Here is a 12,836-nt window from a genome sequence, read left to right as displayed (position 1 = left end):
TCACGACCTTGAAGCGGTGAACAATTGACGACCATGACACGTGCGACCTTCGAGCGACTCGGCCACGCGCCGTCTCGCCCGGGACGTCGCCCGGGCCAGGGATCCCGCGCGACCGCAGGCGGCCCGGGTGGCCGCGGACCGGGTAAGGGCGGCCCGCGGAACAGCGGGGGACTGCACAGCTTCGGTTTCCGGACCAAGGTGTTCGGTGTCGTCGTGCTGCTCGTGGTCCTCGCGGTCGCGGGGAGGATGATCGTCGTCCACACCATCCAGGCCGGGTCCATCTCGGCCGAGGCCGCCCAGCAGCGCGAGTACACCCAGGTCCTGACGGCCAAGCGTGGTTCCATCCTCGACCGCAACGGTCGCCCGCTGGCCTACACCGACGAAGCCCGGTCACTGACGTTCCTGCCCAAGGCGGTTCGCAAGTCGATCGACGAGGAGCACCGCAAGAACGACGAACTGCCCGGCGTCGACGAGCGGCTCAAGGAGATCGCCAAGGGTGTGTCGGTCGCACTCGGCGGCTCGATCAGCGAAGAAGACCTCCTCGAGAAGATCACCGGTGACGAACCCTTCGTGTACCTCGCCCGGGCGGTCAGCCCCGACGTCGCCAAACGCATCACCGAGGAGTTCCCCGAGGTCGGCGCCGACCCGGAGAGCATCCGGCTCTATCCCGGTGGTTCGCTGGCGGCCAACGTCATCGGCGACGTCAACTACGACGGCAACGGTCTCATCGGTCTGGAGGCCTCGCTCGACGCGATCCTGTCCGGCACCGACGGTTCCCGTACCTACGACCGCGGATCGGACGGCGCGATCATCCCGGGCAGCACCCGCAACGTGCACCCGGCGATCAACGGTTCCACCGTCCGCCTGACCCTCGACTCCGACACCCAGTGGTTCGTCCAGAGCCAGGTCATGAAGGCCAAACAGGCATCCGGCGCGCGGGGCGCCTCGGCAGTGGTACTCGACGCCAGGACCGGCGAGGTACTGGCGATGGCGAACGACGGCACCTTCAACGCCTCGCTCCCACTGTCGGATCAGCCGAAGGCCGAGCTCGGCAATCCGTCGGTCACCTCACCGTTCGAGCCCGGCTCGGTCAACAAGCTCGTCGCGGCGTCCGCCGCCATCGAATACGGCCTCACCCGGCCGGACACGGTCCACCGGGTGCCCGGCAGCATCCAGATGTCCGGCGTCACCGTCCGCGACGCCTGGGAGCACGGCGTCGAGCCGTACACGACCACCGGCATCTTCGGTAAGTCGTCGAACGTGGGCACGCTGATGCTCGCCAAGCGCATCGGCGAGGAACGCTTCGCCGACATGCTCAAGCGTTTCGGGCTCGGCCAGCGCACCGGCGTCGGACTCCCGGCCGAGAGTGCCGGCGAGGTGCCGGCACTGAGCCAGTGGTCGGGCGGTTCATTCGCCAACCTGCCCATCGGACAGGGTCTTTCGATGACGCTGCTGCAGATGACCGCGATGTACCAGGCGATCGCCAATGACGGTCTGCGCATCCCGCCGCGCATCCTCGCCGGCGAGGAGCGCGACGGCAGCACCCCGGAGGGACGCGCTCGTCCCGAACCGGTCCGCGTCGTCAGCGAGGAGACCGCCCGGACGGTCCGCGACATGTTCCGGTCGGTGGTGCAGGACGATCCGATGGGCGTGCAGATGGGTACCGGCACCAAGGCCGCCGTCAGCGGCTACCAGGTCTCCGGAAAGACGGGTACCGCCCAGCAGGTCGACCCGTCGTGTGGCTGCTACTCGAACTCGCGCTACAACATCACCTTCGCCGGGATCGCCCCGGCCGACGCGCCGCGCTACGTCATCGGGATCATGCTCGACAACCCGCGTCGCAGCTCCGACGGCACCGGAGGCCAGTCCGCCGGACCGCTCTTCTCGACCATCGCGTCGTGGATGCTGCAGCGCGCCCAGGTCCCGCTGTCCCCGCCGACGCCGAGGTTGACCCTCACCGCGAACTGATCACGACCGGAGGGGTCGGCGCACCGCATCCCGGACGCCGATCCCGGGGTCGGTATCGTGAGTGCAATTCTGCGCCGAACACGAACCCAGGCCCCGGTAACCAGACCGCAGGTATCCAGACCACCAGCACCACCAGCACACCGACCGAGAACACCCGAGGAGGCGAACACATGACGTCTCGTGGTTCCTCGCACAAGGGATCGGCCGGCAGGCGCAAGGGCAGGAAGGTCGCCGGTCGTCCGCGCGAGATCGCGCCGACGTCCGTGACGGTCCTGTCGACGGCCACCGGCGCCCGGCTCGACCTCGTCGGCGGCGCCGATCGCGACACCAGCGTCCAGGGCGTGACCCTGCGTGCCCAGGACGTACAGCCCGGCGATCTGTTCGCGGCCCTGCCCGGTGCGGCCACCCACGGTGCGCGGTTCGCCGACCAGGCGGTCGCCGCCGGGGCGACCGCGATCCTGACCGATCCGGCCGGCCGCGCCGAACTCAGCCGCGTCCTGCCGCCCGAGACCGCCGTCGCGGTCCTCATCCACCCCGCCCCGCGGACCGTGCTGGGCAGCGTCAGTGCCCGTGTCTACGGCAACCCTTCGCAGCGGCTGAAGCTGATCGGGATCACCGGCACGTCGGGCAAGACCACCACGTCGTATCTCGTCGAGGCCGCCCTGCTCGCCGCCGGGCACTCGGTGGGGCTCATCGGAACCGTCGAGACCCGCGTCAACGGCGTCGCGCAGCCGAGCTCGCTGACGACACCGGAGGCCCCGACCCTGCAGGCGCTGCTGGCGTCGATGCTCGAGGACGGCGTCGACGTCGTCGTCATGGAGGTGTCCAGCCACGCGCTGTCGCTGGGGCGCGTCGACGGCGCGCACTTCGCTATCGGTGCCTTCACGAACCTCTCGCAGGACCATCTGGACTTCCACCAGACGATGCGCGCCTACTTCAACGCCAAAGCGCAGCTGTTCGTGCCGTCGTCGCCGAACCACGCGGTACGCGCCGTGGTGTGCGTCGACGACGAGTGGGGGCAGCGGATGGCCGATCTCGCCCGCCGGCCCGGCGAGGCGGCGCACCTGCAGCCGGTGACGGTGTCGACCGGTCCGACGCCCGCACACTGGCACGCGGGACCGTCGGATCTCACCGGCGAAGGCACCTCCCACACGCCGATCACCGAACCCGACGGCGACCACGTCCTCGTCATGCCTCTCCCGGGCCGCTACAACGTGGCCAACGGCCTGCTGGCGGTCGCCGTGGCCCATGCCGCGGGTGTGCCGATCTCCACCGCACTCGACGCGGTCGCGTCGGTGAGCGTGCCGGGACGTCTGCAGCGGGTCGATCGCGGACAGCCGTTCCTCGCGCTGGTCGACTACGCCCACAAACCCGGTGCCGTCGAGGCCGTGCTCGCGACCCTGCGCGGGCAGCTCGGCGAGGGACCCGGCCGCGTGGCCATCGTGGTCGGTGCCGGCGGCGACCGTGATGCCGGCAAGCGTCCGCTGATGGGGGAGGCCGCCGCACGCGGAGCCGAACTCGTCATCGTCACCGACGACAACCCGAGGTCGGAGGAACCGGCCGCCATCCGGTCCGAGGTTCTCGCCGGCGCCCGCGGCGTCGACGCCGCCGAACGCCCGGCAGGTGCCGAGCCGGTGCGCGAGGTCGGGGACCGCGCGGCCGCGATCGCCGAGGCCGTCGCGTGGGCGCGGCCCGGCGACATCGTGCTGGTCGCGGGCAAGGGACATGAGGCCGGGCAGGAGATCAACGGCGTGAAGCATCCGTTCGACGACCGTGACGTCGTCGCACAAGCGCTGGAGTCGTCGACCCCACAGAGCGCATCCACCGATTCGGTGGCCGCGGAGGGTGATCGATGACCGGACCGTTCGTCACGGTGATCCGCGGGGATGCGCCGGTGACGGTCGACGACGCACGTCTGCTCATCCGCCGACTCGCCGAGCACGCCGGAGCGATGCATGGCAGCGCCGCGGTGGATCGGCCGCGGACCTGGGCCATCATCGCCGAGGTCGCCACCCCCGAGGGGACGCCGGAGAACCAGCGTGTCGTCGAACACGATCTCCTCGGACGTCTGGCCGTCCGGTTGGCCGTCGACAAGACTCTCTGCGTGGGCGACTCCAGATCTGTCCACGCCCTGCACCAGGGCGCCGTCATGGAGGGGTCGTGGGGCGACGAGGCGCGCATCGTCGACTCGGTCGAAGCCGCCGCGGCACTCGTCGACACCGACCCGGACTGGCGGCCCGCCGCCGGCGATGTCATCCTCCTCGCGGCCGCGAGCGCCGACCTCGACTCGGTGGTCACGGCGTGGGGTGCGGGCTGCGGCTGGCAGATCCGCGAGGAGACGGACGCCGGTCCCGGCGACGAGGGGACCGCATCATGAGGGCGCGCGGCGAGGCGCGCCGGCCGAGAACACCGAACAGAGTCGGAGACAAGAGCGTGGCGGGGAACGGACGAGCGAACACGAGGGCAGCACGATGACCCAGATCCTCCTCGCGGGTGCGATCGCGATCGCGGTGTCGATCCTGCTGACCCCCGTGCTCATCAAGGTGTTCTCCCGTCAGGGATTCGGCCAGGAGATCCGGGTCGAGGGCCCCGAGAGCCACCAGACCAAGCGCGGCACACCGTCGATGGGCGGCGTCGCGATCCTCGCCGCACTGTGGGCGGGCTACTTCGGTTCGCACCTGGTCGGCCTGTTCACCGACGGCGGCAACGGACCCACCGCGTCGGGTCTGCTCGTGTTGGGCCTCGCGACGGCGCTCGGCATCGTCGGCTTCCTCGACGACATCATCAAGATCCGCAAGCACCGCAACCTGGGACTGAACAAGACCGCGAAGTCGATCGGGCAGTTCATCGCCGCGATCCTGTTCGGCATCCTCGTGCTGCAGTTCCGCAACGACTACGGCCTCACCCCGGCCAGCACCCACCTCAGCTATGTGCGCGACATCAACGCCATCGGCCTGGGCGCGGTGGTCTTCGTGGTGTTCTGCTGGCTGGTGGTCGCCGCCTGGTCCAACGCGGTGAACTTCACCGACGGACTCGACGGTCTGGCCGCCGGCTCGATGGCGATGGTCCTCGGGTCCTACGTCCTCGTGACGTTCTTCCAGTTCGTCAACGCCTGCGCCGGCGGTGCCAAGCCGCCCAGCGACATCCCGACCGGGTGCTACCAGGTCCGCGATCCCCTCGACCTCGCGATCATCGCGGTGGCCGGCGGCGGTGCCTGCCTCGGCTTCCTGTGGTGGAACGCCGCACCGGCGAAGATCTTCATGGGTGACACCGGCTCGCTGGCGCTCGGCGGCATGCTCGCCGGCCTGTCCATCACGACCCGTACCGAACTCCTCGCGGTCGTCATCGGCGCGCTGTTCGTCGCCGAGATCATGTCGGTGGTCATCCAGATCGCCTTCTTCCGGACCACCGGCCGCCGTGTGTTCCGGATGGCGCCCTTCCACCACCACTTCGAACTGGGCGGGTGGGCCGAGACGACGGTGATCATCAGGTTCTGGCTGCTCACGGCCATCGCCTGTGCGCTGGGACTGTCGCTCTTCTACGGCGAGTTCCTGGCCACCAATGGCTGATCCGCTCGCCGAGAGCCCCGCGTCTGCCGGCGATCCGCTGGGGTTGACCGGGGAGACCGTGGTGATCGGCGGTGCGGGCACCGCCGGGATGTCGGCGGCGCGGTATCTCATCACCCGCGACGTCTGCATCCTGCTGGCCGACGACCGGTTCGCCGCACGCGATGCCGACGCCGCCGGCCGGGAGGCGGCGATCGCCGCCGTCCCCGGGGTCGCGGACCTGATCGCGCAGGGCGCGGAGGCGGTCGCGATCTCCGATCTGCTCGCCGACCCGTCGTGGACCGGCGACACCGCGGTCGTGATCGTCTCGCCCGGATTCGCACCCACCCACGACCTCGTCGCGCAGGCCGCGGCGGGCGGTGTGCCGGTGTGGGGTGAGGTCGAGTTGGCCTGGCGGGTCGACGCCGCTGGTCTGCTCGGTGAGCCGCGCACCTGGCTGGTCGTCACCGGCACCAACGGCAAGACCACGACCACCTCGATGCTCGCCGACATCGTCGAGCGCTCCGGCCGTGCCGGCGCGGCCTGCGGCAACATCGGTCTGCCGGTCCTCGACGCCATGCGCGCGACGCCCCGCGTCGACGTGCTGTGCGCCGAGTTGTCGTCGTTCCAGCTGCACTGGGCGCCGTCGGTCACCCCGGCGGCCGGGGTGGTGCTCAACGTCGCCGAGGACCATCTCGACTGGCACGGCACCTTCGACGCCTATGCGCTGGCCAAGGCGGGTGCGCTGCGCGGCGACATCGCGGTCGTCGGCCTCGACGACGCGGTCGCGTCGGGTCTGCCGGGCGCGGGACGCCGGGTCGGCTTCACGCTGAACCCGCCGCAGGACGGTCAGCTCGGCGTCGAGAACGGGCAACTCGTCGACCGCGCCTTCGGTGCGGGTCGTCTGCTGTCCGCCGGCGTCGTGCATCCGGCCGGTCCGTCGGGTGTCTCCGACGCTCTCGCCGCCGCCGCACTCGCACTGTCGATCGGAGTCGAGCGCGACGCCGTCGACGCCGCGCTCACCGATTTCCGGCCCGCCGCCCACCGCGGCGAGGTCGTGGCGACGCGCGACGGCATCCGCTTCGTCGATGACTCCAAGGCCACCAACCCGCATGCCGCCCAGGCCGCGGTCGCCGCGTACGACCGTGTGGTGCTGATAGCGGGCGGCCTGCTCAAGGGTGCGTCGATGGACGGGATGCTCACCGCGGTCGGCCATCGGCTCGCCGGAGTGGTCGCCATCGGCCGGGATCGGGAACTGGTCGTCGAAGCGATCGCGCGACACGCCCCAGAAGTCCCAACAGTCACAGTATTCACAGGGGACGATGGCACGGTGAACGTGCAACGCCAGGGTCAGACCGCACCCGTCCTCTCGTCGATCCCGAACTCGTCGACTCGAGCCTCGGGATCAGACCCCGCCGTCGCCGTGATGGACCGGGCGGTCGCCGAGGCGTGGGAGCTCGCCGCGGCGAGCGACCCGAAGCCCGACGCGGTGCTCCTCGCACCCGCCGCGGCGTCGCTGGACATGTTCGCCGGTTACGGCCGGCGCGGTGACGCGTTCGCGCACGCCGCACAGGACATCGCCGGCACCTCCACCTCGCGGTGAGTCGCGTGAGCAGCGACAAGACCGCGGCTGACGAGAGCGCGGTCGACGACGAGAACACGTTCGACGACTCGTTGGATGACGTGACGGACGAGCACTCGGACGAGAGCAGGGCGGCCACCGTACGGCGGAAGGCGTCGGAAGGTGCGGCCGCGCTGTCGAAGCCGGCCGCCGAGGTCTCCGCGGCGGCCTCGACCGCCGCGTCGGTGACGGCCTCGCTGCCGGCCCTGCTCGTCGAGGCCGTGCGCAACCTCCTGGCGCGGCCGCTGGCCTCTTACCAGCTGGTCCTCACGATGGCGTTCATGCTGACGGCCTTCGGTCTGGTCATGGTGCTGTCGGCGTCGTCGGTCGAGGGGTACTCGCAAGAGGGATCGGCGTACGGACTGTTCACGACCCAGGTCATCTTCGCCGGACTCGGCCTCATCGTCTTCTACCTGATGCTGCGGGTCCCCATCCGCCTGCTCCGGCGCTTCGCCGCGCCGTCGATGGCCATCGCCATCCTCCTGCTCGGACTGGTGCTCATCCCCGGCATCGGCACGCTCAGCCAGGGCGCGCGACGCTGGTTCGTCATCTCCGGTGTGTCGGTGCAACCCTCGGAGCTGGTCAAGGTGGCGCTCTGTATCTGGGGTGCGCACCTGCTGGCCTCGCGGCGTCGGGACAACGCCTCGATCAAAGAGCTCCTGATCCCGCTGGTCCCGGTCGCGATGCTGGTCTGCGTGCTGATCATCCTCGAGCCCAATCTCTCGACGACGATCACCATCGCGATCATCGTCGGCGCGATGCTCTGGTTCGCCGGGCTGCCGATCAAGGTGTTCTCGGCGTTCGCCGTCTCCGGTGTGGCCCTCGCGGTGATCCTCGCGCTCGCCGAGGGCTACCGCTCACAGCGCGTGATGAGCTTCCTCGGCGGCATCGACGACCCGCAGGGCGCCGGCTACCAGGCGCGCCAGGCGACCTACGCACTGGCCAACGGCGGCGTCTTCGGTGTGGGTCTCGGCCAGTCGAGCGCCAAGTGGAACTATCTGCCCAACGCGCACAACGACTTCATCTTCGCCATCATCGGCGAGGAACTCGGCCTCCTCGGCGGTCTGCTGGTGGTGTTCCTGTTCGTGCTGCTGGGCTACATCGGCTTCCGCATCGCGCACCGTTCCACCGACCCGTTCCTGCGCCTGATGACCGCGACCATCACCGTGCTGATCCTCGCGCAGGCGTTCATCAACATCGGCTACGTCATCGGCCTGCTACCGGTCACCGGTATCCAGCTGCCACTCATCTCGGCGGGCGGTACGTCGACGCTGACCGTGCTCGCGATGCTCGGGCTCCTCGCCAACGCCGCACGACACGAACCCGAGGCCGTCGCGGCCCTCACCACCGGGTCGCAGGGCCGACTGGCCCGGATCCTGCGGCTCCCGACGCCGGTGGCCTACCGGCAGACGCGGGCGGAGACCCTGCGCGATCGGCTCGACCGGCGTCGCTCGGCGGGCGAACGGTCCGGCGGCCGTACGGCCGTACGTGCCGGTGCATCGGGACGGGCGGGAGCGTCCGGTCGGACAGGACCGTCGGGTCGTCGCGGACGACCGGCCGAGCCTGCGCCGAGCCTGGGCCGGTTCACCATGCCGTGGAAACGGGCGAAGGCCGCCGAACCGGCACCTGCTCGTGGTGCGTCCGCACGGCGTCCGGCAACGGCAGGTCGCACCCGACCTGCGCCGTCGACACGAGCAGGCGTCGACTACCGTGGCGGGTATCCCGGCGCCGGCAGTGCACGTCGCTCGGCGTCACCGGGATGGCGGGCGGGCGCGCATCAGCCGCGTACGCCGAGGTCCGCCGACCCCGGGCGCGATCGGCCGACACACGGCCGCGCGGGACGCCGCTGACGGCTCCCGCGGCAGGCGATGCCCCGCGTGGGACAGACGTGCGAAGTGGCTGGAGATGGAGTGACAGAGCCGGTGAGTTCGGGTGCAGCACAATCTGATACGACCGGAGGCCCGGGCGGGCGGCCGTTGTCGGTGGTGGTCGCGGGCGGTGGTACCGCCGGACACATCGAACCCGCGCTCGCCGTGGCCGACGCGATCACCCGCATCGACCCGACGGCCCGCGTCACCGCACTCGGGACCAGCCGCGGCCTGGAGGTCGACCTGGTGCCCGAACGCGGATACGACCTTCGGCTGATCCCGCCGGTCCCGTTGCCGCGGAAACCCGGGATGGACCTCGCCAAGACGCCCGGCCGCCTGGTGTCCTCGGTCGCCGCGACCCGCAAGGTGCTCGCCGACGTGGATGCCGACGTCGTCATCGGCTTCGGCGGGTACGTGTCCGTGCCGGCCTACCTCGCCGCGCAGATGCACCTGCGCGGACGCAACCGCATCCCGATCGTCATCCACGAGGCGAATGCCTCGGCGGGCATCGCCAACAAGGTGGGCGCCCGCTTCGCCGACCGAATCCTGGCCGCCGTCGACGGTTCCGGCCTCGACGCGACCGTCGTCGGCATGCCGGTCCGCGGTGTCCTCACCGAGCTGGACCGGCCTGCTCTGCGGGCCAAGGCGCGACACTACTTCGGTCTCGACGAGGACGCCCCGACCCTGCTCGTCTTCGGTGGATCCCAAGGCGCGCAACGCATCAACGCCGCGGTTTCGGGTGCGGCCGAAGCCCTCGCAAAGGCGGGCATCGGTGTCCTGCACGCCTACGGGCCCAAGAACTCGATCGATCCGGTGATCGTCGAGGGCGCCCCGCCGTACCGCGGCGTCGGCTACCTCAAGCGGATGGATCTCGCCTACGCCGCGGCCGACCTGGTGATGTGCCGGTCCGGTGCGATGACCGTCGCCGAGGTGTCGGCCACCGGTCTGCCCGCCGTCTACGTCCCGCTGCCACACGGCAACGGCGAACAACGCCTCAACGCGCTACCGGTCGTCGAGGCCGGTGGCGGACTCATCGTCGAGGACTCGGCGGTCAGCGCGGAGTGGGTGGCACGCGAGGTGCCGGCCCTCCTGCAGGACGCGGAGCGACTGCAGAAGATGTCCGCGGCGGCCGCGGGCACGGGCCATCGTGACGCCGCGGCGGCCGTCGCCGACGTCGCTCTCGAACTCGCTCGCGGATTCCGCGCGGGCCGGGGCTCGGTCCGCAAGGCGTTTCGTTCCCGCCGATCGGCCGGCGAGCAGTGACAATTGGACGGGACCGGGTCGGACGGGACACGGCCGGCGAGACGACCGGAGAAGGCGTGGGAGGTGACGACATGAGCGAGGGGACGACCGTGGGAACCGGAGGACTGCCGCCGCAGCTGGCCCGCGTGCACATGGTCGGCATCGGCGGCGCCGGCATGTCCGGACTGGCGCGCATCCTGCTCGCCCGCGGCGGCCAGGTGTCCGGATCGGACGCGAAGAACAGCCGCGGCATCCTCGAACTCCGCACGCGTGGCGCCCGTGTCCAGGTGGGACACGATCCGTCGGCGCTCGACCAGATCCCGGGCGGCCCGTCGGTGGTGGTCACCACCCACGCCGCCATCCCCAAGACCAACCCCGAGCTGGTGGCCGCCCGCTCGCGGGGCATCCCGATCCTGCTGCGCCCGCGCGTGCTCGCCCAGCTCATGGAGGGCGACCGGACGATGCTGCTCGCCGGGACCCATGGCAAGACCTCGACCACCTCGATGGCCGTCGTCGCCCTTCAGCACGCCGGCAGCGATCCGTCGTTCGCGATCGGCGGCGAGCTCAACGAATCCGGCACCAACGCCCATCACGGCGGCGACCCGGTCTTCGTGGCCGAGGCCGACGAGAGCGACGGTTCGCTGCTCGAGTACACGCCCGACGTCGTCGCCGTCACCAACATCGACGCCGACCATCTCGACTTCTTCGGCTCGATCGAGGCCTACGTCGACGTGTTCGACAAGTTCACCGAACGCATCCGGACCGGCGGCACCCTCGTGGTCTGCCTCGACGATCCCGGATCGGCCGCACTCGCCGGACGCGTCCGCGGCGATCTCGCCGAGCGCGGGGTCGCGGTCCTCGGCTACGGCCGCGGCACCCATGCGGGCCTCGCGCCCGGCGTGCCCAACGTGGCGACCCTGCTGTCGTGGGAGCCGCGGGCCGCCGGGGGAGCGGCACGGGTCCGCTTCACCGCGCCGGTGACCGGTCCCGCCGACGAGACCGGCACGGTCGTCGAACGTGAACTCATCCTCCCGCTCCCGGGAGAGCACATGGCGCTCAACGCGATCGCCGCGGTGATCGGCACCGTCCGCGTCAACGCAGCGCAGACCGCCGACGCCGCGGGTGCCCTCGACGGAATCCTCGCGGGCATCGGTGCGTTCGGCGGGGTCCATCGTCGCTTCGAGTTCCGCGGCCGCCGGGGCGGCGTCGAGGTCATCGACGACTACGCCCACCATCCGACCGAGGTGCGCTCGGTGCTGTCCGCGGCGCAGGCCATGATGGCCGCGCGGGTCGGCCCCGACGCGCCGCGCGGTCGCGTCATCGCGGTCTTCCAGCCCCACCTGTACTCGCGCACGGTCGAGTTCGCCGACGAGTTCGCCACCGCCCTCGACCTCGCCGACACCGTGGTCGTCGCCGACGTCTACGGCGCCCGCGAGGCACCGATACCGGGTGTCAGCGGCCGGACGATCGCCGACAAGCTGACCCGCCCGTCGGTGTTCGCGCCGGACCTGTCGCGGCTGGCCGGTCAGGTCGCCGGCCTGGCGCGACCCGGTGACCTCGTGTTGACCCTGGGTGCGGGCGACATCACCATGCAGGGTCCCGAGATCCTCGCCGCGCTCGGTGCGGACACCGGGTCCGAGCGCACGACGCACGCGAACGGTGAGGGCCCCGGCGACGGGGGCCTCACGGGACGGGTCTCGTGATCCGCTGGCCGACCCGCCGCCGGTCCCGCCTGATCCTCGGCACCCTGATGGTCGTCGCCGCGGGGGTCGGGCTGGTCCTGATCGCCTATCTGACCCCGCTGATGTCGGTACGCAGCACCGACATCTTGGACAACGGCTCGGTCCCGGCCGACGAGATCCTCCGCGTCGCAGCCGTCCCCCAGGGGACACCGCTTCTCCAGGTGGACACCCGCGCCGTCGCGCAGCGGGTCGCCACCATCCCGTCTGTCGAATCCGTCCGCGTCCAGCGGTCCTACCCCTCGTCGCTCACCATCACCGTCGTCGAGCGGGTGCCGGTGGTGATCGTGACGAGCGGGGACGAGGTCCACGTCCTCGACCGGTCGGGGGTGTCCTTCCTGCACTACGTCCGCGCCCAGGGCGTGCCGCCGGAGGTGCTCAAGCTCCCGGTTCTCGAGACCCCGAACCCGGGCCCGGCCGACCCCACCACCCGGGAGGCGATCACCGCGGTCGCCGGACTCCCGGAATCGCTGGCGCGACAGGTCATCCGGGTGTCGGCGAACTCTCCGGTCGACATCGAGTTCCTCCTCACCGAGGACCGCCGGGTCATCTGGGGCGACAGCGATCGGGGAGCGGAGAAGGCGCGAACCCTCACGTATCTGCTGAGCCGGGACGCCAAGATGTACAACGTCTCGAGCCCTGAGTTCCCGGCCTACAAGTGATGGTGTCGGCCCGCGGCCGCCGGCACGGGCCGGGAACGACGCCAGATTCGTTGAAGATCTGAGAAATTCACCGAATTTCGGCGCGACTTCCCGACACGCCGGGCGCTGTTGTGGATACCGGGGCCCGGGATGCCTAGCGTCATCTCCACAACGAACTACTTGACATAACTCTAGATCTATGGTTCAGGTTT

Annotated in this window: 9 protein-coding genes; all 9 read left to right on the top strand. The window is 70.7% G+C overall.

The features are described from left to right. Positions 1–33: 33 nt before the first annotated feature. Positions 34–1,968, top strand: coding sequence for a peptidoglycan D,D-transpeptidase FtsI family protein (locus tag PWF70_RS15250; RefSeq protein WP_006356871.1), 1,935 nt, complete (start codon positions 34–36; stop codon positions 1,966–1,968). 170 nt (positions 1,969–2,138) lie between these two features. Further along, the gene (locus tag PWF70_RS15245) at positions 2,139–3,824 is read left to right on the top strand and encodes a UDP-N-acetylmuramoyl-L-alanyl-D-glutamate--2,6-diaminopimelate ligase (protein WP_035752773.1); all 1,686 of its coding nucleotides are present in this window, start codon (positions 2,139–2,141) and stop codon (positions 3,822–3,824) included. Beyond that, a complete protein-coding gene (locus PWF70_RS15240) occupies positions 3,821–4,345 on the top strand; it encodes a UDP-N-acetylmuramoyl-tripeptide--D-alanyl-D-alanine ligase (protein WP_075864063.1) in 525 nt (174 codons plus the stop codon). Before PWF70_RS15245 ends, PWF70_RS15240 begins: the two co-directional genes overlap by 4 nt. Positions 4,346–4,439: 94 nt before the next feature. Then, positions 4,440–5,537: a phospho-N-acetylmuramoyl-pentapeptide-transferase gene (gene mraY, locus PWF70_RS15235; RefSeq protein ID WP_035752668.1), complete on the top strand. Its 1,098-nt coding sequence runs from the start codon at positions 4,440–4,442 to the stop codon at positions 5,535–5,537. Next, positions 5,530–7,116, top strand: a complete 1,587-nt coding sequence (murD, locus tag PWF70_RS15230) for a UDP-N-acetylmuramoyl-L-alanine--D-glutamate ligase (protein WP_035752666.1) — start codon at positions 5,530–5,532, stop codon at positions 7,114–7,116. The genes mraY and murD overlap by 8 nt, the downstream gene beginning before the upstream one ends. A gap of 5 nt (positions 7,117–7,121) precedes the next feature. After that, entirely contained in the window at positions 7,122–8,984 is a 1,863-nt protein-coding gene (gene ftsW, locus PWF70_RS15225) for a putative lipid II flippase FtsW (protein WP_035752664.1), read from the top strand. Positions 8,985–9,002: 18 nt separating this feature from the next. Beyond that, on the top strand, positions 9,003–10,265 hold the full coding sequence (gene murG / locus PWF70_RS15220) for an undecaprenyldiphospho-muramoylpentapeptide beta-N-acetylglucosaminyltransferase (protein WP_502876404.1): 1,263 nt from the start codon (positions 9,003–9,005) through the stop codon (positions 10,263–10,265). A 71-nt stretch (positions 10,266–10,336) separates the two neighbouring features. Then, a complete protein-coding gene (gene murC, locus PWF70_RS15215; RefSeq protein WP_035752772.1) occupies positions 10,337–11,947 on the top strand; it encodes a UDP-N-acetylmuramate--L-alanine ligase in 1,611 nt (536 codons plus the stop codon). Further along, entirely contained in the window at positions 11,944–12,645 is a 702-nt protein-coding gene (locus PWF70_RS15210) for a cell division protein FtsQ/DivIB (protein ID WP_006356879.1), read from the top strand. The genes murC and PWF70_RS15210 overlap by 4 nt, the downstream gene beginning before the upstream one ends. The last annotated feature ends 191 nt before the right edge of the window (positions 12,646–12,836 follow it).

This window comes from Gordonia sp. Swx-4, from assembly GCF_030316175.1.
Classification (GTDB): Bacteria; Actinomycetota; Actinomycetes; order Mycobacteriales; family Mycobacteriaceae; genus Gordonia; species Gordonia alkanivorans.
This window is presented reverse-complemented; position numbering and strand designations above follow the sequence as displayed.